Raw genomic sequence first — 20,951 nt, forward strand, 5'->3', positions numbered from 1 at the left:
CGCAGCCATTTTTCACTTCCCCTTTCACGCTCCCTAACCTCCACCGCCCGCCATGCAAGCCGTCTGGATGATTTTTTCCTCGTTCATGTTTGCGACCATGGGGGTCTGCGTCAAGTACGCCTCCGAGCATTTCAACAGCGCCGAGCTGGTGTTCTACCGCGGCATCCTGGGCATTGCCTTCATGGCCGTTTATGCCCGCGCGCGCGGCATCACGCTGGCCACCCGTTACCCGGCCATGCACGCCTGGCGCAGCGTGATCGGCGTGATGTCGCTGTCGGCCTGGTTTTACGCCATCGCCCACTTGCCGCTGGCCACCGCCATGACGCTGAACTACATGAGCAGCGTGTGGATCGCGGCCTTCCTGGTCGGCGGGGCGCTGATGCTGGGCAAGGCCGGCCAGAAAGGCCCCAGCCAGGGGCCGCTGGTGCTGGCCATCCTGGCGAGCTTTACCGGCGTGGTCATGCTGTTGCGCCCGGCCATAGACCAGAACCAGACCTTCGCCGGGCTGGTGGGCCTGCTGTCGGGCATGGGCGCCGCGTTTGCCTATATGCAGGTCATGGCGATCGCGCGCATGGGCGAACCCGAAACCCGAACGGTGTTTTATTTCGCCGTGGGCACGGCCGTGGCAGGCGCGCTGGGCATGCTGGTCATGGGCATCACGCCCTGGAACTGGCAGCACGCGCTGTGGCTGCCGCCCATAGGCATACTGGCGTCACTGGGCCAGCTGGCCATGACCAAGGCTTATTCGATGTCCGAGAACCACGGCGGCACGCTGATGGTGGCCAACCTGCAGTATTCGGGCATCGTGTTCGCCGCCGTCTACAGCCTGATCCTGTTTGGCGACAATATTCCCCTGATCGGCTGGGCCGGCATGGCGCTCATCATCGTGAGCGCGATCGCCGCCACGGTTTTGCGCGCGCGTGCCGCGCCGAATGCACCCGCTGAAGAACATTAAGGAGCTTCCCAATGAGCTACACCACCCTGATTTCCGCAGAGCAGCTGCAAGCCCTGGTCGCATCGGCCAAACCGCTGCGCATCTTCGACTGCACCTTTGACCTGATGAAACCGAACGCGGGCCAGGAGCAGTACCTCGCCGCCCACATCCCGGGCGCCGTCTACGCCAACCTGGACACCGCGCTGAGCGCCAAACACGGCGTGCCGGGCGCGCATGGCGTGATCACGGCCAGCGGCGCCGATACGCCCGCCTCCGGCGGTCGCCACCCGCTGCCCAACCGCGAGAAATTCGCCACCTGGCTTTCCAGCATCGGCTTCGGCAACGACATGCAGGCCGTCGTCTATGACCGCAACGGCGCCAACTACTGCGGGCGCCTCTGGTGGATGCTCAAATGGGCCGGCCATGAGAACGTCGCCATGCTCGACGGTGGGCTGCAGGCCTGGCAAGCCGCGGGCGGCGCGGTGAACAGCGGCGAAGAGCCCGCCCATTTCCAGGCCAATTTCCTTCTCGGGCCCGAAAAAGCCACACTGGTATCGGCGCAAACCGTGGCCGACCAGCTCGGCCGCCCGGCGCAAACCCTGATCGATGCGCGCGCCACGCCACGCTTCAAGGGAGAAGTCGAACCGCTGGACCCGGTGGCGGGCCACATTCCCGGCGCGCTGAACCGGCCCTTCAGCCAGAACATCGGCGCTAATGGCAAGTTCAAGCCCGCCGAACAACTCAAGGCCGAATTTGAAACCCTGCTGGCAGGCCGCAACCCGGCCAGCGTGGTCCATCACTGCGGCAGCGGCGTCAGCGCCATTCCCAACCTGGTGGCCATGGAGATCGCGGGCCTCGGAAGAACCGGCCTGTATGCCGGCAGCTGGAGCGACTGGTGCAGCGATCCGGAACGCCCGGTGGCGCAGGGCTGACGCGCTCCTGCCCCGGCTCACGCCTCACAAGGAAAAACGCCACCCGGCATTCAGCCCGGTGGCGTTTTTTTTGGGCGACTCTTTCAAGAAAGAGCGCCGATAACTCTCTCTGTTACTTGCTGCCGCCGCTGGCCGGCGTGCCGGCTGGCGTCACGCCCGCATTCGCGGCGGCGGCGCTGGCCTCTGGCGTCGGCATGGCGCTGGTACCCGTGGAGGTGCTGGAACTGGAAGAGCCCATTGAGCTGCTGTCACTGGACGAGGTGGAAGGTGTCGATGGAGTGGAAGGCGTCGAAGAAGTCGACGGCGTGGTCGCCGGCGTCGCGCCGGTGTCTTCCACCTTTTTGCCGCAAGCGCCCAGTGCCAGCAAGGCTGCCAGGGCGACGGCCGTTGCGGCAGCGGGTTTGAATTTGGATGCGTGCATGTCTGTTTCCTTTTATGAAATTTAAATGAAGAGTCAATCGATCTGGATGAACTTGGCTGAACACCAGCCAGACTTCAATTTAGCTGGCGCTTGCGGGTTTGCCCCATGAGACGGCGTCCCACAGGGCTGTAGGGGTTTTTCGATGAGTGCATCCCCGATGCCACCACCAAAGCGACGCTTAACGGGCGTGGGCGTGGCCTGTCAACCGTATGCGCTTGTGCGGGTTGTCGCGCCGTGCGCCCGAACTGGGACCTGCGCCGCGGCTGCTTCGGGAGCCGTTGTCCGGCCTGTCCACAACCTGGCCTTTGGACGGGCTGGGCTCGGGTTTGTGGGCGTGAACGGTGGTGTTGCTTTTCATGGAGGTCTCCTTGCCTGCAGGCTGCGGTGTGGAACACCGGTGCGTGATTCCGCATCCCGTCGGGATGCTTATTTAAGTCACTTTAGGAGCCCCGCTAGCCGGCACGTGTAGGCAATGCCTGCGGATTGCGTAGGAGCAGGCCTACAAAGGCTTGGCAAGCGGCGAGCGCACATGCTCGGGCCGCACGCCGACGCCCACCGCATAAGCCGGCACGGCCTGCAGCAAGGGCCAGCGGCGCATCAGCTTGAGGGGCCAGGGCAGCGCCATGGGCGGGGCATCGCTGCCGCGCGCCGCCAGCACCGGGCTGAGCAGCCGGTTCTGGATGGCCACCTGCGCCGACTGCGTCAGGCGGGTCGGCAACAGGCGGCGCTTTTCCACCTGCGCCAGAAAAGGCGTCAGGGCCGCCGTGCCCACATTGGCATCTGCCAGCGGCGCGGCCAGCGCATTGGCCGCCGCCACCGCGTCCTGCACCGCCAGGTTGATGCCGACGCCGCCCACCGGCGACATGGCATGGGCCGCGTCGCCTATGCACAGCAGACCGGGCTTGTACCAGCGCTCCAGCCGGTCCACGGTCACGCTCAGAAGCTTGACGTCGTCCCAGCTCGCCAGCGCATCCATGCGGCCGGCGAACAGCGGCGCCACTTTCACCATGTCTGCCTTGAAGGCCTCCAGGCCGCGCGCGCGCACCTGTTCGATGCCGCCCTTGGGAATCACATAGGCGCACTGCCAGTAACTGCCGCGGTCAATCATGGCCAGGAAGATGCCGGTGGTGATGCGTCCGCCCGTGGTGGACGGGTCGCCCGGCAGCTTGGGCAGGCGCATCCACAGCACGTCTATGGGTGCGCCCAGGTCGCGCACCACCAGCCCCGCGGCGCCGCGCACCGTCGAGCGCCGGCCGTCGGCGCCTATGACCAGGTCCGCCCGCACCCGCAAGGGGCCGTCGGGCGTCGTGACCTGCACGCCCGTCACGGTGCCGGCCTCTTCGCTCACGCCCGTGACTTCGGCGTTCTGGATCAGGTGGAAGTTGGGATACAGCTCGGCTTCGTCGCGCACGAAATCCAGGAACTCCCACTGCGGCATCATCGCGATGAATTTGCAGCGGATGCGCAGGCGCTTGAAGTTGGCCAGCACCAGTTCCGTGCCGCCGACCACCGCGCGCAACTCGCTGACCTCGTCATGCGGGCGCCTCAGGAATTTTTCCAGCAAGCCCAGCTCGTGCATCACTTCCAGGGTGGACGGATGCACGGTGTCGCCGCGAAAGTCGCGCAGGAAGTCGGCATGCTTCTCAAGCACCAACACCTGCACACCGGCGCGCGCCAGCAACAGGCCCAGCATCATGCCGGCCGGGCCGCCGCCGGCGATGCAGCAGCGAACATTCAACACGTCGGCCATGGTGTCTCCCTGTGGAGGGCAAAAAGTCCCCCGACCTTATACAAGCTTGCCGGCCGGCGCAAGCAGTGAAAGGCTAGCCCGGTGGCGCAGGCGCCAGGCCCGGCGTCGGGCTTGCGGCTGACGGCACGTCGGCCGGCGTGCCTGCGTCGTGGTTGTGGCCATCACTCACCTGGTCGGCATGGTGAGGCGTTTTGGGGCTGAACTCGGGGAATGGTTTTACGACCGGCTGGTGCAGCAGTTCGGCGCCCTCGGGGCTGGTGTCTATCGGCATGTCGGTTCTCCTTGATGCAGTCAAACCCTGCAGGAGATCCGTAACAGCGGTGTAGAGCCGTCGCGCAATGTCCTGTTGCCACCTGTGGAATGGCTTTGCGACATTACACCGGTTTTACCTTCATTGCCGGCTGCGCTTTTCCCGCCTATTTCAGCGTCATTGGCATGGGCGTGGTCTGCACTTCGCCCGGCTCGGGCGGCGTGTTCAGAGGCGGCAGCGGCTCGGGCGGCGGAACATTGGGATTGGTGGCCATGCTTATTTTTCTTTCTTTCCTGTTTTGCGCGGTAAATCGCGGATCATCGCTTCGCCTTTTTCATCACGTCCGTCCGAAGGCAAGTCGTCTTCGATCGTCGGTTCAGGCTCTTCATTGCTGGCGCGTTTGTGCGTGGCGTCAGCTTTTCCCGCCGGCGCCCGGGTGATCTGGGTTGGCAACGTGTGCGCCGGCTCGTCGGAGGAACCCGCGCCCAGTGGAACGCCGCCATCCGGCGAATGGCTGCGGCGGGTGCTCATCACAGGCCCACCACCATCAGCGGCATGTCTTGGGTCACCAGCGCTGCGGCGGCCGCCATGCTGGCGAATACGGTAATGAAAAAAGCGATGTAAGCCGCAGCGCGCGGGCGGCGGAAGCTTCGCGGTTTGTGGTGCGTCTGCCTATGCTGTGCCGGTTCACCAGTGCCGAACGCGGTCGAGGGGCGAAAAGCACTGGAAACCGTGGTGGGGTCTGAGTGGAAGTTCATGGCGGGCCTGCCTTTGCACAGTGGAACGAGGTTGAAGAATGCTTGCCCTTATCTTCTTGCCCCACCCCACCCCGGCCTATAGGTCGCCAAGCCCTGTATTTGTCAGGCGCTGTCTGACAGGGTGTGGGGCGAAGCCTGGTACTCAACCGCCCGCGTCAGGCAGCCGCGATACGCCCACCCTGCTTTTCCAGGAATTCACGCACCTGGCGCGCCAGTCCCACCTCTGCGCCGTGTTCATCCAGCAAGGCCTGGCTGCGGCTGCGCACCGTCTCGCGGACATGCTCGATGATGGCTTGCGCCTGGCTCTCGGACAGGCCAAACTGCGAGGCGGCTTGCCGCGCCAGGCCCAGGCTCGACTCGGCCTTTCCGGGCAGTATGGCCAGCAGTTGATAACCCGTATTGCCATTCAGTTGCATCACCAGGTCAAAGGCCGGGGCCAGGCGGTAGCGCCCATTGCCCGACAACAGAACGCCGTGATTTTTCACATGGTCGTCACTGTTTCCCGCCACCAGGTTGAACACCATGCGGCGATACAGTTCATGCAGGTCGGCCTCGGGTTGAAGTGAAATGCGCCTGAGCGCCTGGGCCAGTTCAACATAACTGCCGCCGGCGTTGTCTTCGTAAGCGACGTTCAACAAAGCCGAAGCTGAAAGGTAGTGAAGCCGCCGCTCCTGATCAACGGTCCCTTCCCTGTCAAATCGCTGGAGTACAAGCGCATGGCCCGTGGGCACGGGAAGCAGGAAGAACTCCGGGACGTTGATTCCGCAGGCTTTGGCCAGGCTGAGCGTAGCGGCCTCCAGCACGGCGATGTCATGGGCATCTCCCCGCGCGGGAAATTTGGCGATGTGGCGCCTGCCGCCATGAATAAAAGTGGCCTTGGGCCGCGCGCCGCCCAGGGTTCCGCCTTGCAGCAGCGGTCTCATGTCGGCGGCAGGCTCCAGTCCCATCTCAAGCCGGCGGGCAGCGTTCGCCAGGTCGTCCAGCTTGAACACCGTGGCATCGGGCTGCGCGGGCTCAATGGGCAGGGATGCGCTGAACACCATGGCGCCCACCCGGTCGGCGTTGGTCAGCAACAGGGCGTCCACGTCCGACAGCCCGTGGCCGTATTTGGCCTCCAGCACCTTGCGGCCCCAACTGTCCGGCAAGGCATCGCGGAATGTCAAAGGCATGGCGCCACCGTCACGCAACCGGCGTTCCGGCAACTTGAATATGGCTTCCTGGAGCGGCAGGTGTGTTGGGTTGAAGGCCTCGGCATCCGCGCGGCGCAAATACTGGCGTCCATAGGCAAACTCACCCGACATCACGGCAGCACGCTGAACGAGCTTGAGCACACCCGCAGGCGTGACGTTTGCCGTGGACTCAAAAGCCAGGCCCACATACAGGCTGTGCTCAGAAGTCACGGTCACTTTCGCTGATGGCGCCCGGCCTGCTTGCCGCGGCGCGCCTGCGAACTTTGCGGCCCGCCGTGATGGAAGCCGCAAAGTCACCCGACAGCGCAGCCACGCTGCTGAGAGAGTCAAGTTGCCCCAGCAGCCACAAGGCATGCACCAGGACGCCCATGCTGGTGCCGGGTTTACCGGATTCGAGCGCGCGGCAGGTCGTTGGCGAGCAAAACAGGCGCCCGGACATCTCTTCAATCGTCCATTCCTGTTGCTGCCGGTATGCGCGCAGGCGTTGGCCGAGCTGGACCAGCGCATCCAGCGCTTCGGGGGGCAGGCCCAGCAGAGAATTTGACTTTTTAGACATCAATAAAATGACTATTAAGCATCATAAAAGTCATTATATTGATTAATAAAGACCAAGTCCAGCGCTCCGGACCCCTACACGCCTCAGTGGTGGTGCGCCAGCCCGCTGATCAGCGTGACCAGGCCTATGCCTATGGCCAGCCAGGCGATCTGCGCCACGGTTTCGCGGGCCGTCACGCGTTTTTGCAGCTGCGGGATCAAATCGGCCAGCGCCACGTAGATAAAGCTGCTGGACGCCATGATCAGGAAAAACGGCAGGTAGTCATAGAGCTGGTCGACCAGCGCGTAGCCGATCACGCCGCCCAGCGCTGTCACCGCGCCGGCCAGCGACACCTTGACGAGCGCGGCTCGGCGGTTGTTCGAAGTCTGGCGCAGCACCACCAGGTCGCCCATGTGGTGGGGCACCTCATGCACCAGCACCGCCAGCGAGGCGACCACGCCCAGCCGCAAGTCCGCCATAAAGGCCGAGGCGATCAGGATGCCGTCGCCGAAGGCGTGCACGCTGTCGCCGGCCAGCACGGCCCAGCCGCCGGTCCTGGCCTCGCCGTGGCCATGGCCGTGGTGGTCGTGCGCCGCGTGGACGTGCCCGGTGTGGTCGTGCTGCGCATGCGCCGCCACTTCGGGGCCGTGGTGCTCTCCACCATGGTGCTCATGGCCGTGGTGCCAGAGCTCGGCCTTGTCGAGCAGGAAAAAGAACACCAATCCCACCAGCAAGGTGGTGAACAGCTCCTTGGCGCCGGCCTGGCTTTCAAAGGCCTCGGGCAACAGGTGCATGAAAGCGGTGGCCAGCAGTGCGCCGGCGGCCAGGCTCAGCATGTGCTGGGTGTAGCGGGCCAGCACGCCAAAGCTGAGCAAGGCCGCCAGCCACACGCTGCCGATGCCGGCGGCCAGGGTTCCCATCAAGATTGCTAGCAAAGTCATAGCTGCATATGCCCGTATTGACTGGGCCTGAGCCCAAAATGATTAGCCAACGCCCAGCGTGGCAACCCGGAGGTTACACCACAGACGACAAAACCCCGGGCGCGGCATTCAATGCCAGCGGGCCGGGGTTGTTTTTATCTTATATCGGCTGTCAAGAGGTTAGCCCCCACGCTCCCCCACTTCGAGCCTGCGGCAGGTCCCTGCCCCTTGCACGGGAAAAGGGGCCGCCCGCCCTCCGGCCCGGCAAAGCCGGTTCCGCGGCCCCTGCTGGGTTAAAGAATTCAGTGGGGCGTAACCCGTAGGGGTATTTCATCAGTGGGGGCCGCGGGTCCGGCTTCGCCGGCCCCAGGCGCCGCCCCCTCGAGGGGGGAACAGGCTACACGCAGTGAGCCTGGACGGGGGTGCTTTTTACACCACGCCGTGAGTCTTGAACCAATCCAGTGTGCGCTTGAAGCCGTCTTCCGCCGCTTCCTTGCGGTAGCTCGGACGGTAGTCGGCATGGAAGGCGTGGGGCGCTTGCGGGTAGACCACAAACTCGGAAGCGGCGGCCGCCTTGTTGCCCTTGGCGCCGGCTTCGGCCAGCGCGTCCTTCATCTGGTTGACGGTGGTCAGCGGGATGCCGCCGTCCTGCCCGCCGTACAGGCCCAGCACCGGCGCCTTGAGGTTGGCGGCCAGGTCCAGCGGGTGCTTGGGCGTGAGCGCCGAGGGCTGGCCCACGAAGCGGCCGTACCAGGCGACGCCGGCCTTGACGTTTTTGCTCTGCTCGGCGTACAGCCAGGTGATGCGGCCGCCCCAGCAAAAACCGGTGATGCCGACTTTTTTGGTGTTTCCGCCGTTAGCGGCTGCCCACTTCACGGCGCCGTCCAGGTCGGCCATGACCTGTTCGTCGGGCACTTTGGAAACGACCTCGGCCATCAGCTTGGCCATTTCGTTGTACGTGCTGGGGTCGCCCTGGCGTGCATACAGCTCGGGGGCGATGGCCAGGTAACCGGCCTTGGCGAAGCGCCGCGCCGTGTCGGCGATGTATTCGTGCACGCCGAAGATTTCCTGGATCACCAGGATCACGGGCAAATTGGTCTTGCCGGCCGGCGCCGCAAAAAACGCGGGCACCTTGAAGCCGTTGACCTCATAGGTGGTCTCGCCGGTCTTCAGGCCTTCCGAGGAGGTCTTGATCGCGGTCTGCGCCATGATGGGCATGGCGGTGGCGGCATAGCCGACCCCCAGGGCAGCTTTGAGCGCGGTGCGGCGGCTGGCGCCGGCTTCGGTGGACTGCCCGGCGGGCAACAGTGCGTCGAAGTCTTTTTTCTGGTCGTGTTCAAGCATGGCGGTTCCTCAGTGAGTTGTTGGAGGTAAGAAAGGCGAAAGGAAACAAGCTGTCGGAGTCTATGCGGCTCCGGAAGTTCTTGCCACCGCGGGGCGATGACACGGGTGTTTTCCCTGCCTTCGCCCCGCCCCCTCACGTCAACTCAAACAATCTTGACGCTGAGCTCCGGCAGGCCGTCGATGTGGCATTCGATGACGTCGCCCTTGACCACCGGGCCGACGTTCTCGGGCGTGCCCGAGTAGATGATGTCGCCGGGGAACAGCTCAAACGCTTCGGACAATTTGGAGATCTGCTCGGCCACCGACCAGATCATGTGGTTCAGCGTGGCCTGCTGCTTGACCTGGCCGTTGACCTTGAGCCAGATCGCGCCCTTGGTGTAGTGGCCGGTCTGCGCCACCTTGTGGATGGGGCCTATGGGCGCCGACATGTCGAAGCTCTTGCCGATTTCCCAGGGTTTTTTCTGGTCGCCCATGCCGCGCTGCAGGTCGCGCCGCGTCATGTCCAGGCCCAGCGCATAGCCGTAGACCAGGTCCAGCGCCTTGTCCATGGGGATGTTGCGCCCGCCCTTGGCCATCGCCGCCACGAGTTCGACTTCGTAATGGTAGTTTTTGGTCAGCGTGGGATAGGGATGGTCGGCGACCTTGCCGGGCGGCACCACCTGGATGGCATCGGTCGGCTTCTGGAAGAAAAACGGCGGCTCGCGGCTCGGGTCCGAACCCATCTCGATCGCATGGGCCGCGTAGTTGCGGCCAATGCAGTAGATGCGGCGCACCGGAAACATTTCGGCGCTGCCCGCAATGGGAATGTAGGTCTCGGCCACGGTGAACGGCGTGGCCGGCGCATTGGCCGCCGTGCCGGGCGTGGCGCAGCCAACGATGGCGCCCGTCGCCATCAGGGCGCCTGTCTGCAGTATTCCGCGTTTGCTCATGTCTGGTTTTGTCATGTGTGTCTCCTGAGTTAGGGATGGAAGCTGGAGCGGTTTGTTAGCGTGTTTTTTCTCCAACCATCAAGCTTAGGGCGGGCAGCCCTTGCACAGGCAGACGCAATTACGCATTTACCGGACGATTCAATGCAGCGGTGTTGCGCCGCAGCAGCCCTAGACCGTGCCTGATATCTTCGCGCGCACGCTGTCGCGGTAAGCCTTGGGCGTCTGGCCGAAGCGCTGGCGAAAGCGCCGCGCGAAATAGGCCTCGTCGGCAAAACCCGAGGCATGGGCAATGCTGGCGATGCGCTGGCTGCTGTGCGTGAGCTGCTCCTGCGCGAACTCCAGGCGCCGTTCGGTCACCAGGTCGGTGAAGGTCTTGCCGGTTTCCTTCTTCAACAGGTGCGCGAGGTAATTGGGCGAGAGGAAGGCGGCCGCCGCCGCGTCGGCCAGCGTCACCTCGCCGGCCAGGTGATCGCGGATGTAGCGCACCGCGCGCTGCAGGCTGGCGCGCCGGCTGCCCTGCTGCGCCTGGCTGGCGGAGAAGCGCAGCAGCTCGGCTTCGTATTTTCGGCACACCAGGCTGATCAACTGCAGCATCAGGCCGCGGATCATCTCGATGGAGCCGAAGCGGCGGTGCGCGTTTTCAAATGCGAGCTTTTCCAGCAGCGCTTCGACTTCTGGAAACTCGTCTTCCGAAAAATAAAAATCGGTGTGTTCCTGGAACAAAAACGGCGCCAGTTCGGGCGCGCGGCTCAAGGGCACGTCTTCCAGGTCCAGCGGGTCCACGTCCAGCCCCGGGCGAAGGAACTGCTGCGACATATTGATGATGACGTAGCGCGAGCCCTCAGGGTGCGGGATCACATGCACGCGATAGGGCAGGATAAAACTCAGGTGGCCGCGCCGGAAGGGCCGCACCGTGCCCGCCACGTTCTGCTCGGTGTCGCCCTGCAGGCTGATCTGGATCTGGAAGTATTCGTGCCGGTGCGGGCGCACCAGCGGCGGCCGCACCAGCTGGGACCGGATGTCGAAGTCCAGGTGGTCGGCCCGCTCGGACATGCCGTAGGTCTTGATGTCTGTCATTGCAGGTATTTTCAACGCCCGCGTTTCGGGGCGCATCGGTAGAAAGCCTTCATGCAAGCTCGCCGCCGGTCCTGTTGTTTCTTTTTCATATCTTAGATTTCTGTATTGACAGAAATTTCAGACCGCGTATATTCAAACCCATGGAACTCAGCCCCGTCGCCCGCAAATTCGTTGTCCACTGGGGAGAAATGGGCACCGCCTGGGGTGTCAACCGCACCGTCTCGCAAATCCACGCCCTGCTTTTCTTCCATGGCCGGCCCCTGCACGCCGAGGACATCGCCGACACGCTGGCCGTGGCGCGCTCGAACGTCAGCAACAGCCTCAAGGAATTGCAGAACTGGAACCTGATACGCGCCACCCACGTGCTGGGCGACAGGCGCGACTATTACGAAACCTCGCTGGATGTCTGGGAGTTGTTTCGCACCGTGGTGCGCGAGCGCAAGGAGCGCGAATACGACCCGACGGTGCGCATGCTGCGCGAACTCGTGAAGGATGAAGGCTTTGACGCCGAAGCCGCCGACGCGCAGGACCGCGTGCGTGAAACCCTGAGGCTGATGGAATCGCTGGGCCTGTGGGCCGACGAAATGCTGCGCCTGTCGCCCACCACGCTTGAAAAAGTGCTGCGCATGGGCGCCAGCGTGCAGAAGTTCGTGCGCGGCGACAGCGACGCCAAACCCATGGACCCTTCGGAGTTGTTGCCGCCTACTTTTTAAAAAGGCCGGTCGGCTTTTTTTTGACTATTGATTTCTGTTTGTACTGAAATTTCTAAAGGAGAGAAATATGACTGCAATCCACGACACCGAACGTTCCGGCAACACCCGCTACGACAGCTTCAAGTCCGGCATGGACCCGGCCATTTACCCGCTGACCCTGTACTACGAGTCGGCCTGCCCGCTCTGCAACGCCGAGATGAGCAACCTGATGCTGCGCAACACCGGAGGCCACCTGCGCTTTGCCGACGTCTCGGCGCCCGAGTTTTCCGAGCTGCCCGCAGGCGCGACCATGCAGGACTTGCTGGCGCTGATCCACGCCCGCACGGCCGACGGCCGCGTGCTCAAGGGCGTGGAGGTATTCCGCCTGGCCTACGAAGCCGTCGGCCTGGGCTGGGTCAGCAGCGCGATGCGCTTGCCGCTGCTGCGCCCACTGGCCGAATGGAGTTACCCCGTGCTGGCACGCAACCGGCATCGCATCCCGCGCGGCCTGGTGCGCCTGATGTTTGAAGGCGCCGTGCGCCGCGCCGCCGAACGCTCGGCTGCCGCCCGTTGCGATTCCGCCAGTTGCCCACGCTAAACACATCACGTTCAACAAGGAAAGGAAACACCGCCATGCATGCCAACCTCGATGCCAACCTGTTTTTTGTCTCGCTGCTGATCGCGCTGGCCGGGCCCATCATCGCCATCAGCTACCTCAAGCCCATCCTCTACAAGGTGATGCGCATGCTGTGCGACGCGGAAGGCGGCGCCGAGTTCTGGATACGCTGCGCCTACCTGCTGGCCGTGTCGGGCACCCTGCTGCTGATGCTGAGCTTCGGCGAATTCAGCGATCGCAGCAGCCTGGTCGACGCGGTGCGGCGCTCGCTGTCGCTGGTGATGGCCGGTGTGTTCCTCACCGTGGCCATCATCTCGCGCAACGTCTGGACGCAGGTGCGGCAATGGGTAGCAGCGCGGGACCTGGCCGCCCATGTGCAGAGTGCCCGCATCGCCACGCCGGCCGCAGCCGCCGCGGTCGATGCGCGCTGAGGGGCGCCGGAAATATTCAGGACTGAAAACACTGACGGAGGAAAAAATGCTCACCACAACCCCTTCTGTTCACCACACCGCCACTGCGGCGGCCACGGGCAAGGAAGCACGGCTGGCGGACATCAGGTCCTACTACAACGCCGTGGCCGACGACTACCGCGCCTGGAGCCCCGGTATGAACATGCACTTCGGCTACTGGTCCTGGAAGGTCAACCCCCTGGGACGCGAAGCCATGCTGGAGCGCATGAACCAGGAAGTGCTGCACCGGCTGGCGCTGCCGCGCGACGGCGCCGTGCTGCTGGCCGATCTTGGTTGCGGCGCCGGCGCCACCGCCAGGTCCATCGCCAAACACCGCAAGCACAGCACCGTGGACGCCGTCACGCTGGTGGCGCGGCAAATTGTCCAGGGTGTCGAACTTAACCAGGCCGCTGACTTGCCCAACCAGGTCCGTTTTCACCTGGCCGACTATGTGGACACCGGCCTGCGCACGGGCGCTTATGACGGGGTTTACGCACTGGAAAGCGCCTGCCATGCGCCTGGGGCCGACAAACGAGCTTTGGTGCGCGAGGCGGCCCGCCTGCTGCGGCCCGGCGGCACGCTGGTGATTGCCGACGCCTTGCGGCGCAACACCAAGCCCCTGCCGGGATTCATGGAGCGGATTTACAGGCTGTGGTGCCACCACTGGGCGGTCAATGAACTGGCCGAGAAGGAGGCCCTGCATGTCGCGCTGGCAAGCCAGGGATTCACCGACATACGCTTTCAGGACATCAGCCTGCGCCTGGCGCCCAGCGCCCTGCAGATCCCGCTGTTCGCCACACGCTTTGCCTTGCGTGAGCTCTGGCGGGCCCGCTTTCGCCTGTCTCCGCTGCGCCGCGGCCACATCGTGGCGTCATACGCGGCCTTCCTGCTGGGCGTGTGGTTGCCCGGGTTTGGCTACTACATGGTCACCGCGCGCAAACCCGCCGACGGACAAGCCTCACCCTAAACCTGTTAACACACCCATGACCGCAGAACAAAACAAGCCAGGACCAACGGTTCCCGCCGCGCACGATGGCATCCTCGCGCAGAAAGAAGAATCCGCGTCTTCGGGCGGCCTGCCGTTTTCAGGCTGGACGCCATTTATTGCCGGAGCGCTGAGCGGGCTTCTTCTGCGCCTGATGTTTTCCGGGTCTCCGGGGAGTGCGCTGTCGGCGATGGCGGCCGGCTTTGTCTGGTTCGCACCATTCGCAGTGGGCGCCATCACGGTGTATGCGGCCGAGCGGCAGAAGAGAAGAAGCTTTGCCTACTACCTCTTCGCACCGACGCTGGCGACCTTCGTGTTTGTGCTCGGCAGCCTGGTCATCCTCATAGAGGGGCTGATCTGCGCCATCGTCATCCTGCCGATGTTCAGCCTTCTCGGCATGCTCGGCGGCCTGGTCATGGGGCTTGTTTGCCGGCTGACCAATTGGCCAAAGCAGGCGGTCTACAGCATTGCCGCGTTGCCGCTGCTGGTGGCGATGGCATTTCCGCAAAACCAGGTGCAGCGCATGGGCAGCGTGGAACGCAGTGTGCTCATACAAGCCACACCCGCGGAAGTGTGGCGCCAGATCAACGATGCCCGTGGGATCAAGCCTGCTGAGGTGCAGCATGCCTGGGCATACCGCATCGGCGTTCCGCTTCCGGTCAGCGGCATCACAACCCACACGGCCGAGGGCCCGATACGCAAAAGCACCTGGGGCAAGGGCGTTCATTTCGACGAGGTGATACGCCAGTGGGAGCCGCAGCGGCATGTGCGATGGACCTACCGTTTCGCGGAAGATTCATTCCCCGCAGGCGCGCTGGACGACCACGTGAAAGTGGGCGGCACCTATTTCGACCTGCGCGACACTTCCTACACGCTGACACCCGAAGAAGGCGGGACACGCCTGCATATTCGCGTGAGCTATCGCATCAGTACGGATTTCGACGCGTATGCGAACTGGGTGGCCCAGCGCCTGCTGGGTAATTTTTCTGAAGTGATCCTGGACATGTACAAGGCACGCAGCGAACACACTGGGGACGCGGCGCTGTCTTGACGCCGACGCGCCGCCGAGTCAGTGCGCCTTGTCCCAGTTAGGCCCAATACCAATTTCGGCAAGCAGCGGCACCTTCAAATCCGCCACGCCGGCCATCAGGCGCGGGATTTCAGTGCGTACCCATTCGACCTCGGCTTCAGGCACTTCGAACACCAGTTCATCGTGCACCTGCATGATCATCTTGGTGCCGCGCTTCTCCTCGTCGAGCACCTGCTGCACCTTGTTCATGCTGAGCTTGATCAGGTCGGCCGCCGTGCCCTGCATGGGCGCGTTGATGGCCTGCCGTTCGGCCGCCTTTTTGCGCGGGCCGTTGCCGCCGTTGATTTCCGACAGGTAGAGGCGCCGGCCAAAGACGGTTTCGACAAAGTGGTTCTCCTGGGCGAACACCACGGTCTGGTCCATGTAGTTCTTGACGCCGGGATAACGCTGAAAGTATTTGTCGATGTAGGCTGCGGCGGCCTTGGTTTCAATGCCGAGGTTGCGCGCCAGGCCGAAGCTGCTCATGCCGTAGATCAGGCCGAAGTTGATGACCTTGGCATAACGGCGCTGCTCGCTGCTGACCTGCTCCAGCGCCACGCCGAACACCTCAGCGGCCGTGGCGCGGTGCACGTCCAGGCCGTTGGTGAAGGCGCTGAGCAGCGCTTCGTCGCCGCTGATGTGGGCCATGATGCGCAACTCGATCTGCGAATAGTCGGCGCTGGCGATCACGCTGCCCGCGGGCGCGATGAAGGCCTCGCGCACACGCCGGCCTTCCACGGTGCGGATGGGGATGTTCTGCAGGTTGGGGTCGTTGCTGGACAGCCGCCCGGTGACCGCGACAGCCTGCGCGTAGTGGGTGTGCACGCGGCCCGTGCGCGGCAGCGCCAGCTGCGCGAGCTTGTCGGTGTAGGTGCCCTTGAGCTTGCTGAGCGAGCGGTGCTCCAGCAGCTTGGCCGGCAGCGGGTAGTCTTCGGCGAGCTTTTCCAGCACTTCCTCGTCGGTGCTGCGCGCGCCGCTGGGGGTTTTCTTGATGACCGGCATGCCGAGTTTGTCGAAGAAAATTTCGCCGAGCTGCTTGGGGCTGCCCAGGTTGAAGGGCTGGCCGGCGATCTCGTACGCCTCGGTTTCGAGCTGGATGATGCGCTGGCCCAGTTCGTGGCTTTGCGCGGCCAGCGTGGGCGCGTCGATCATCACGCCGTTGCGTTCGATGCGGTACAGCGTTTCGCTGCTCTGGATCTCCAGCTCGTAGATGAAGCGCAGCTTGTCGTTGGCCTGGATCTGCGGCCACAGCACGCGGTGCACGTCCAGCGTCTGGTCGGAGTCTTCGCACGAATACTCGGCGGCCTTGGCGATGTCGACCTGGTTGAACTTGATCTGGTGCGCGCCCTTGCCGCACAGGTCTTCGTAATTGATGCCGCTGCGGCCCACGTGCCGCTCGGCCAGGCTGGCCAGGCCGTGCGGCTTGGTCGCTTCCAGCACATAGCTTTGCAGCATGGTGTCGTGCGCATAGCCCTGCACTTCAACGCCGTGGTTGGCGAACACGTGGCGGTCGTATTTGACGTGCTGGCCCAGCTTGGCCCTGGCGGGGTTTTCGAGCCAGGGTTTGAGGCGCGCCAGCACCTCGTCTCGCGGCAGCTGCGCGGGCGCGTCGGGGTAGTCGTGAGTCAGCGGGATATAGGCCGCCTCGCCGGGCGTGACGCTGAAGCTCAGGCCGACGATTTCGGCCAGCATTTCGTCGAGCGAGGTGGTTTCGGTGTCCAGCGCGACGAGTTCGGCCGCTTCGATCTTTGCCAGCCAGCGGTCAAACGCTTCCCAGGTCAGCACCGTGTCGTAGTTCAGGTTGCTGGCGCGTTCGGCTTGCGGCGTGTCGGTCAGCGGCGCCTCGTCGAACAGGCCCGGTGAATCGGACCGGCCGCCCGAACCGCCCGCGGGTGGAGGCTTGTGCCGGCCGTCGGGGCCGCCTATCAGTTCGGGCGGCGTGCTTTCGATCTCGATCTGCTTGACCAGACCCTTGAAGCCGTACTTCTCGTAAAACGCCTTCAAGGCTTCGGTCTGCTGCGGGCCTATGGCAATCGCATCCAGGGCCGGCAGGCCGGCGATGTATTCGTCCAGCTCGCAGTCTTTCTTGATGGTCAGCAGTTCCCGGCCCTTGGGCAGCCAGTCCAGCGACTGGCGCAGGTTCTCGCCGACCACGCCCTTGATCTCGCCGGCGCGGGCCACCAGCGCGTCCAGCGAGCCGTATTCAAGCAGCCACTTCACAGCAGTCTTCGGGCCGACCTTGGGCACGCCGGGCACATTGTCGACCGCGTCACCCACCAGCGCCTGGTAATCCACCATCAGGCGCGGCGGCACGCCGAATTCGGCCTCGACCCCGGCCATGTCGCGGCGGCGGTCGTTCATGGTGTCGATGATGGTGATGTTTTCGTCGACCAGCTGGCTCAAATCCTTGTCGCCGCTGGAGATGATGACTTCAATGCCCTGGCGGGATGCGGTGCAGGCCAGCGTGCCGATCACGTCGTCGGCTTCCACGCCGGGCACGTCCAGCACCTTCCAGCCCAGGAGGCGCACCACCTCGTGGATGGGCTCGACCTGGCTGCGCAGGTCGTCGGGCATGGGCGAGCGTTGCGCTTTGTACTCAGGATAAAGGGCATCCCGAAAGGTCGGCCCCTTGGCGTCGAACACGCAGACGGCGAAATCGGCGCGAACGTCCTTGCGCAGCTTCTGCATCATGTTGACCATACCGCGTATGGCGCCCGTGGCCGGGCTGGCCGGGTCGCCCGGGTTGGCGCGCAGGTCGGGCATGGCGTGGAAGGCGCGATACAGGTAGCTGGAGCCATCCACCAGCAGCAGCGTTTTTTTGTCGGTACTCATGGGGCCTGATTGTCGGGGATATCGGCGCCGGCCTGCAGGGGGCGGCACAAGTGCCGGAAACCGGTCCGCACAGGGGCTTTTCGCCTACACCGGCAAACCCCTTATTACGACAGATGGGGCTTTGTAGCCCCTCCTCGCAGGCCTACAATGCAGGCATGAAACACGCTCTCCGCCTCCTTGTCGCTGCAGCCGCAGCGTTGCCGCTGGCCGCGGCCATGGCCCAGGCACCTGCGCAGGACGCAGCGCCCCCCGCCAGGGTGGAGGCGCCCGCGCCGTCCCAGTCGGGCCGTCCCGACCAGGCCATCCAGCGCATACGCACCGAAGACGCGGGCACCCGCATCGACGAATTGCGCGTAGGCGGCGAGACCCAGCAGATCACCGTGCAACCCAAAACCGGCGGCGCGGCCTATGAAGTCAAGCCGGCCGAGGGCGCCCGGGGCACCGCGCCTGCATCGACAAGCAACGACACCAACGGCTCACGCGTCTGGAACGTTCTGAAGTTCTGATCTCGCGCGTTTCAAGACATACTTCTCCAAGAATTCCAGGGTTCAGTTTCAGGCATGGCCGTATACACCGAAGTCTCGTTTGACGAGGCTGCAGCGTTCTTGAACGCCCTGAACCTGGGGCAGCTGCAAAACATCAAGGGTGCCGCCGGCGGCATCGAAAACACCAACTACTTTGTCGACACCGACCAGGGCCAGTACGTGCTGACCCTGTTCGAGCGCCTGAGCTTTGAGCAGTTGCCCTTCTACCTGCACCTGATGCGACACCTGGCGGCGCACGGCATTCCCGTGCCCGACCCGGCGGCCGACGCCAAGGGCAACATCCTGCACCAGCTCAAGGGCAAGCCCGCCTCGGTTGTCAGCAAGCTGCGCGGCCACAGCGAACTCGCGCCCACGGCCGCGCACTGCGCCGGCGTGGGCGAGGCGCTGGCGCGTATGCACCTGGCGGGGCTGGACTACCCCCGGCGCCAGCCCAACCTGCGCGGCCTGGAATGGTGGAACGAAACCGTGCCGGTGGTGCAGCCCTACATCACGCCCGAACAAAGCAGCCTCATCCTGGGCGAGCTGGCCTATCAGAACCATGTGGCGGAGTCCTCTGCCTGCCGCAGCCTGCCGCGCGGCGTGGTGCATGCCGACCTGTTCCGCGACAACGTGATGTTCGAGGACGGCAAGCTCACCGGCTTTTTTGATTTCTACTTCGCCGGCTGCGACAGCTTTCTGTTCGACGTCGCGGTCTGCCTCAACGACTGGTGCATAGATCTCGCCACGGGCGCCAAGGACGACGAGCGTTCGGCGGCTTTCATCGCGGCTTACCAGTCGGTGCGCCCCCTGACCGCGCAGGAACGCCAGCTGCTGCCGGCCATGCAGCGCGCCGGCGCCCTGCGTTTCTGGCTGTCGCGCCTCTGGGACTTTCACCTGCCGCGCGAAGCCGCCGTGCTCAAGGCGCACGACCCCAGCCATTTCGAGCGTGTGCTGCGCGAGCGGCTTGCGCACCCTTACGTTCTGTAGCCCCATGGACCCGGCGGGGTGCGTCCGCATCCCCGGCCGGGCCGGATACACAGTCTTGCCGCATTGGCTGCCGCTTTAAGGCACACTGCCCCTGCAAACCCCGGCCGGCTCACCCCCGGCCGCCCTTTTCCGCGAAGTCCCCGAAGACCATGAAACTCAACATCGTTCCCGCGAGCACCGGCATCACCTGGGTCAAGCTGGGCGTCAAAACTTTTCTGCAGCAACCGCTGGCCATGTCGGGCCTGTTCTTCCTCTACATGGCGGTGGGGACGCTGCTGTCCCTGCTGCCGGTGCTGGGGCTGATCCTCGCCTTCATGATCGTGCCGGCCGCCACGCTGGGGCTGATGGCCGCCACGCAGGAAGCCATCAAAGGCAAATTCCCCATGCCCACCGTACTGATCAGCGCCTTTCGCGCCGGCCGCCAGCGCATGCGCGCCATGCTGGTGCTGGGCGCCCTGTATGCCGCGGCCTGCCTGCTCATCGTGATGGTCGTGCCTTTCCTGGTGGATGCGCCGACCGTGCCGGCCCTTGCCCCCGCAGCGGCTGAAGCCGGCCGCGACGGCATGCTGGCGCCGCAGTTCCAGCTGACCATGCTGGTCACCATGGCGCTGTACCTGCCGATATCGCTGCTGTTCTGGCACGCGCCGGCGCTGGTGCACTGGCACGGCATTTCGCCGGTCAAGAGCCTGTTTTTCAGCTTTGTCGCCTGCATCCGCAACGCCGGGGCGTTTTTGATGTACGGCCTGGGCTGGTTCGGCGTGTTCCTCGGCATCGGCATCGTGCTCAGCGTGCTCACGGGACTGACGGGCAGCACCACTTTCATGGCGGCGGCCATCATGCCGCTGGCCCTGTTGATGGCGGCGATGTTTTCCACCTCGATTTACTTCACATTTCGTGATAGCTTCGTGGCCACGCCACCCGACGACTCGCCGGGGAGCGTTGAGGACGCCCACAACACCGACGACCCCACCGTTACTCCAGGAGATCCTTCATGACCCAGCACCAGTTGCAAGGCCGTAGCGAAAAAGAGATTTTGTGGTTCCAGAGGCGTGACACGCTCAAGGCCGCGGCGGCCTGGGTCGCCATGGGCGGGCTGCCCGCCGCCATGGCCCAGCAGCGCAGCAACATCGTCGAGTTGCGGGGCGACGCCCTGCTCAACGGCAGCCGGCTGCAAAACGGCCAGACCATCATGACGGGTGACCAGATCCAGACCGGGCCGGGCTCCAACCTGATGTTCGTCATCGGCAACTCGGCCTTCCAGGTGCGCGAAAACTCGGTGATGACGGTGGAGCGCGGCACCACGCTGAACACCGTGAGCCTGCTGCGCCTGCTCACAGGCGCCGTGGCCAGCGTCTGGGGCAAGGGCAGTAGCCGCTCCATCATCATGCCCACCCTGACGGCCGGCATACGCGGCACCGGCGTGTACGCCGAGGTGTTCCCGTCCCAAGGCAACCGCAGTTATTTCTGCAACTGCTACGGCACGGTCGACATGGAGTCGAACGGCGAGCGGGCCCTGTCGCAATCGAGCTATCACCAGTCCTTCTGGGGCGAAGTGGCGCCCAGGGACGGCCGCCTGCTGACCCCGGCCAACGCGATCAACCACACCGATGAGGAACTCGAGTTCCTGGCCGGCCTGATAGGCCAGCAGACCGCGTGGCAGATTGCCGGCAGGAAAGGCATCAAGGACGGCCGGGGCTATATGGACCCACCACAGCCGGGCCAGATGCACCCTGCGCAGATGCCGGTGCAGCGATAAG

The 20,951-nt window shown here is 64.4% G+C and carries 24 protein-coding genes; 11 read left to right on the forward strand and 13 right to left on the reverse strand.

Annotated features, from left to right (window positions below; translation table 11 throughout):
* The first annotated feature begins 52 nt into the window (after nucleotides 1-52).
* Nucleotides 53-955, forward strand: coding sequence for a DMT family transporter (locus tag ACLV74_RS03935; RefSeq protein WP_411878070.1), 903 nt, complete (start codon nucleotides 53-55; stop codon nucleotides 953-955).
* 11 nt (nucleotides 956-966) lie between these two features.
* Nucleotides 967-1,866, forward strand: a complete 900-nt coding sequence (locus ACLV74_RS03940) for a sulfurtransferase (protein ID WP_411878071.1) — start codon at nucleotides 967-969, stop codon at nucleotides 1,864-1,866.
* A gap of 112 nt (nucleotides 1,867-1,978) precedes the next feature.
* Here ACLV74_RS03940 and ACLV74_RS03945 read toward each other — a convergent pair whose 3' ends face one another.
* From ACLV74_RS03945 to ACLV74_RS04000, 12 genes are all read right to left on the reverse strand, one after another.
* Nucleotides 1,979-2,287, reverse strand: a complete 309-nt coding sequence (locus tag ACLV74_RS03945; RefSeq protein ID WP_411878072.1) for a hypothetical protein — start codon at nucleotides 2,285-2,287, stop codon at nucleotides 1,979-1,981.
* A gap of 178 nt (nucleotides 2,288-2,465) precedes the next feature.
* On the reverse strand, nucleotides 2,466-2,645 hold the full coding sequence (locus tag ACLV74_RS03950; RefSeq protein ID WP_411878073.1) for a hypothetical protein: 180 nt from the start codon (nucleotides 2,643-2,645) through the stop codon (nucleotides 2,466-2,468).
* A gap of 141 nt (nucleotides 2,646-2,786) precedes the next feature.
* The gene (locus tag ACLV74_RS03955) at nucleotides 2,787-4,037 is read right to left on the reverse strand and encodes an FAD-dependent oxidoreductase (RefSeq protein WP_411878074.1); all 1,251 of its coding nucleotides are present in this window, start codon (nucleotides 4,035-4,037) and stop codon (nucleotides 2,787-2,789) included.
* Between the two features lie 73 nt (nucleotides 4,038-4,110).
* Complete coding sequence (locus ACLV74_RS03960) at nucleotides 4,111-4,308, reverse strand: hypothetical protein (RefSeq protein WP_411878075.1); 198 nt, start codon at nucleotides 4,306-4,308, stop codon at nucleotides 4,111-4,113.
* A 255-nt stretch (nucleotides 4,309-4,563) separates the two neighbouring features.
* On the reverse strand, nucleotides 4,564-4,818 hold the full coding sequence (locus tag ACLV74_RS03965) for a hypothetical protein (RefSeq protein ID WP_411878076.1): 255 nt from the start codon (nucleotides 4,816-4,818) through the stop codon (nucleotides 4,564-4,566).
* A complete protein-coding gene (locus tag ACLV74_RS03970; protein ID WP_411878077.1) occupies nucleotides 4,818-5,045 on the reverse strand; it encodes a hypothetical protein in 228 nt (75 codons plus the stop codon). Before ACLV74_RS03970 ends, ACLV74_RS03965 begins: the two co-directional genes overlap by 1 nt.
* Nucleotides 5,046-5,200: 155 nt before the next feature.
* Nucleotides 5,201-6,445, reverse strand: coding sequence for a type II toxin-antitoxin system HipA family toxin (locus ACLV74_RS03975; protein WP_411878078.1), 1,245 nt, complete (start codon nucleotides 6,443-6,445; stop codon nucleotides 5,201-5,203).
* Nucleotides 6,435-6,791 carry a helix-turn-helix domain-containing protein gene (locus tag ACLV74_RS03980; RefSeq protein ID WP_411878079.1) on the reverse strand — a complete coding sequence of 119 codons (357 nt, stop codon included), beginning with the start codon at nucleotides 6,789-6,791 and terminating at the stop codon, nucleotides 6,435-6,437. Before ACLV74_RS03980 ends, ACLV74_RS03975 begins: the two co-directional genes overlap by 11 nt.
* 83 nt (nucleotides 6,792-6,874) lie before the next feature.
* A complete protein-coding gene (locus tag ACLV74_RS03985) occupies nucleotides 6,875-7,711 on the reverse strand; it encodes a ZIP family metal transporter (RefSeq protein ID WP_411878080.1) in 837 nt (278 codons plus the stop codon).
* Between the two features lie 408 nt (nucleotides 7,712-8,119).
* Entirely contained in the window at nucleotides 8,120-9,034 is a 915-nt protein-coding gene (locus ACLV74_RS03990; RefSeq protein ID WP_411878081.1) for a dienelactone hydrolase family protein, read from the reverse strand.
* A gap of 143 nt (nucleotides 9,035-9,177) precedes the next feature.
* Entirely contained in the window at nucleotides 9,178-9,978 is an 801-nt protein-coding gene (locus tag ACLV74_RS03995) for a fumarylacetoacetate hydrolase family protein (RefSeq protein ID WP_411878082.1), read from the reverse strand.
* A 153-nt stretch (nucleotides 9,979-10,131) separates the two neighbouring features.
* Nucleotides 10,132-11,040: a helix-turn-helix transcriptional regulator gene (locus ACLV74_RS04000; protein WP_411878083.1), complete on the reverse strand. Its 909-nt coding sequence runs from the start codon at nucleotides 11,038-11,040 to the stop codon at nucleotides 10,132-10,134.
* A gap of 140 nt (nucleotides 11,041-11,180) precedes the next feature.
* Between ACLV74_RS04000 and ACLV74_RS04005 the strand changes: the two genes are divergently transcribed.
* The 5 genes from ACLV74_RS04005 (at nucleotide 11,181) to ACLV74_RS04025 (ending at nucleotide 14,833) form a co-directional block, all read left to right on the forward strand.
* Nucleotides 11,181-11,753, forward strand: coding sequence for a GbsR/MarR family transcriptional regulator (locus ACLV74_RS04005; RefSeq protein WP_411878084.1), 573 nt, complete (start codon nucleotides 11,181-11,183; stop codon nucleotides 11,751-11,753).
* A 67-nt stretch (nucleotides 11,754-11,820) separates the two neighbouring features.
* Nucleotides 11,821-12,330 carry a thiol-disulfide oxidoreductase DCC family protein gene (locus ACLV74_RS04010; RefSeq protein ID WP_411878085.1) on the forward strand — a complete coding sequence of 170 codons (510 nt, stop codon included), beginning with the start codon at nucleotides 11,821-11,823 and terminating at the stop codon, nucleotides 12,328-12,330.
* 35 nt (nucleotides 12,331-12,365) lie between these two features.
* Nucleotides 12,366-12,779 carry a hypothetical protein gene (locus ACLV74_RS04015; protein WP_411878086.1) on the forward strand — a complete coding sequence of 138 codons (414 nt, stop codon included), beginning with the start codon at nucleotides 12,366-12,368 and terminating at the stop codon, nucleotides 12,777-12,779.
* 46 nt (nucleotides 12,780-12,825) lie between these two features.
* The gene (locus tag ACLV74_RS04020; protein WP_411878087.1) at nucleotides 12,826-13,764 is read left to right on the forward strand and encodes a methyltransferase domain-containing protein; all 939 of its coding nucleotides are present in this window, start codon (nucleotides 12,826-12,828) and stop codon (nucleotides 13,762-13,764) included.
* A 16-nt stretch (nucleotides 13,765-13,780) separates the two neighbouring features.
* A complete protein-coding gene (locus ACLV74_RS04025; protein WP_411878088.1) occupies nucleotides 13,781-14,833 on the forward strand; it encodes an SRPBCC family protein in 1,053 nt (350 codons plus the stop codon).
* Nucleotides 14,834-14,851: 18 nt separating this feature from the next.
* Here the strand turns inward: ACLV74_RS04025 and polA are convergent, their stop codons facing one another.
* The gene (gene polA / locus ACLV74_RS04030) at nucleotides 14,852-17,683 is read right to left on the reverse strand and encodes a DNA polymerase I (RefSeq protein ID WP_411878089.1); all 2,832 of its coding nucleotides are present in this window, start codon (nucleotides 17,681-17,683) and stop codon (nucleotides 14,852-14,854) included.
* Nucleotides 17,684-17,838: 155 nt separating this feature from the next.
* Here polA and ACLV74_RS04035 point away from each other — a divergent pair, with 155 nt between their 5' ends.
* From ACLV74_RS04035 to ACLV74_RS04050, 4 genes are all read left to right on the forward strand, one after another.
* Nucleotides 17,839-18,189: a hypothetical protein gene (locus tag ACLV74_RS04035; RefSeq protein WP_411878090.1), complete on the forward strand. Its 351-nt coding sequence runs from the start codon at nucleotides 17,839-17,841 to the stop codon at nucleotides 18,187-18,189.
* Nucleotides 18,190-18,243: 54 nt separating this feature from the next.
* Nucleotides 18,244-19,194, forward strand: a complete 951-nt coding sequence (locus tag ACLV74_RS04040; RefSeq protein WP_411878091.1) for a homoserine kinase — start codon at nucleotides 18,244-18,246, stop codon at nucleotides 19,192-19,194.
* Between the two features lie 149 nt (nucleotides 19,195-19,343).
* Entirely contained in the window at nucleotides 19,344-20,189 is an 846-nt protein-coding gene (locus ACLV74_RS04045; protein ID WP_411878092.1) for a BPSS1780 family membrane protein, read from the forward strand.
* Nucleotides 20,186-20,950 carry an iron dicitrate transport regulator FecR gene (locus ACLV74_RS04050; RefSeq protein ID WP_411878093.1) on the forward strand — a complete coding sequence of 255 codons (765 nt, stop codon included), beginning with the start codon at nucleotides 20,186-20,188 and terminating at the stop codon, nucleotides 20,948-20,950. Before ACLV74_RS04045 ends, ACLV74_RS04050 begins: the two co-directional genes overlap by 4 nt.
* Nucleotide 20,951: the final 1 nt, after the last annotated feature.

Origin of the sequence: Polaromonas sp. YR568, from assembly GCF_943369415.1 — a bacterium.
Lineage (GTDB): Bacteria > Pseudomonadota > Gammaproteobacteria > Burkholderiales > Burkholderiaceae_C > Polaromonas.

Coding starts and splice junctions, on each gene's coding strand:
- ACLV74_RS03935 (WP_411878070.1), top strand. CDS start 53: ATGCAAGCCGTCTGGATGATTTTTTCCTCGTTCATGTTTGCGACCATG.
- ACLV74_RS03940 (WP_411878071.1), top strand. CDS start 967: ATGAGCTACACCACCCTGATTTCCGCAGAGCAGCTGCAAGCCCTGGTC.
- ACLV74_RS03945 (WP_411878072.1), bottom strand. CDS start 2,287: ATGCACGCATCCAAATTCAAACCCGCTGCCGCAACGGCCGTCGCCCTG.
- ACLV74_RS03950 (WP_411878073.1), bottom strand. CDS start 2,645: ATGAAAAGCAACACCACCGTTCACGCCCACAAACCCGAGCCCAGCCCG.
- ACLV74_RS03955 (WP_411878074.1), bottom strand. CDS start 4,037: ATGGCCGACGTGTTGAATGTTCGCTGCTGCATCGCCGGCGGCGGCCCG.
- ACLV74_RS03960 (WP_411878075.1), bottom strand. CDS start 4,308: ATGCCGATAGACACCAGCCCCGAGGGCGCCGAACTGCTGCACCAGCCG.
- ACLV74_RS03965 (WP_411878076.1), bottom strand. CDS start 4,818: ATGAGCACCCGCCGCAGCCATTCGCCGGATGGCGGCGTTCCACTGGGC.
- ACLV74_RS03970 (WP_411878077.1), bottom strand. CDS start 5,045: ATGAACTTCCACTCAGACCCCACCACGGTTTCCAGTGCTTTTCGCCCC.
- ACLV74_RS03980 (WP_411878079.1), bottom strand. CDS start 6,791: ATGTCTAAAAAGTCAAATTCTCTGCTGGGCCTGCCCCCCGAAGCGCTG.
- ACLV74_RS03985 (WP_411878080.1), bottom strand. CDS start 7,711: ATGACTTTGCTAGCAATCTTGATGGGAACCCTGGCCGCCGGCATCGGC.
- ACLV74_RS03990 (WP_411878081.1), bottom strand. CDS start 9,034: ATGCTTGAACACGACCAGAAAAAAGACTTCGACGCACTGTTGCCCGCC.
- ACLV74_RS03995 (WP_411878082.1), bottom strand. CDS start 9,978: ATGACAAAACCAGACATGAGCAAACGCGGAATACTGCAGACAGGCGCC.
- ACLV74_RS04000 (WP_411878083.1), bottom strand. CDS start 11,040: ATGACAGACATCAAGACCTACGGCATGTCCGAGCGGGCCGACCACCTG.
- ACLV74_RS04005 (WP_411878084.1), top strand. CDS start 11,181: ATGGAACTCAGCCCCGTCGCCCGCAAATTCGTTGTCCACTGGGGAGAA.
- ACLV74_RS04010 (WP_411878085.1), top strand. CDS start 11,821: ATGACTGCAATCCACGACACCGAACGTTCCGGCAACACCCGCTACGAC.
- ACLV74_RS04015 (WP_411878086.1), top strand. CDS start 12,366: ATGCATGCCAACCTCGATGCCAACCTGTTTTTTGTCTCGCTGCTGATC.
- ACLV74_RS04020 (WP_411878087.1), top strand. CDS start 12,826: ATGCTCACCACAACCCCTTCTGTTCACCACACCGCCACTGCGGCGGCC.
- ACLV74_RS04025 (WP_411878088.1), top strand. CDS start 13,781: ATGACCGCAGAACAAAACAAGCCAGGACCAACGGTTCCCGCCGCGCAC.
- polA (WP_411878089.1), bottom strand. CDS start 17,683: ATGAGTACCGACAAAAAAACGCTGCTGCTGGTGGATGGCTCCAGCTAC.
- ACLV74_RS04035 (WP_411878090.1), top strand. CDS start 17,839: ATGAAACACGCTCTCCGCCTCCTTGTCGCTGCAGCCGCAGCGTTGCCG.
- ACLV74_RS04040 (WP_411878091.1), top strand. CDS start 18,244: ATGGCCGTATACACCGAAGTCTCGTTTGACGAGGCTGCAGCGTTCTTG.
- ACLV74_RS04045 (WP_411878092.1), top strand. CDS start 19,344: ATGAAACTCAACATCGTTCCCGCGAGCACCGGCATCACCTGGGTCAAG.
- ACLV74_RS04050 (WP_411878093.1), top strand. CDS start 20,186: ATGACCCAGCACCAGTTGCAAGGCCGTAGCGAAAAAGAGATTTTGTGG.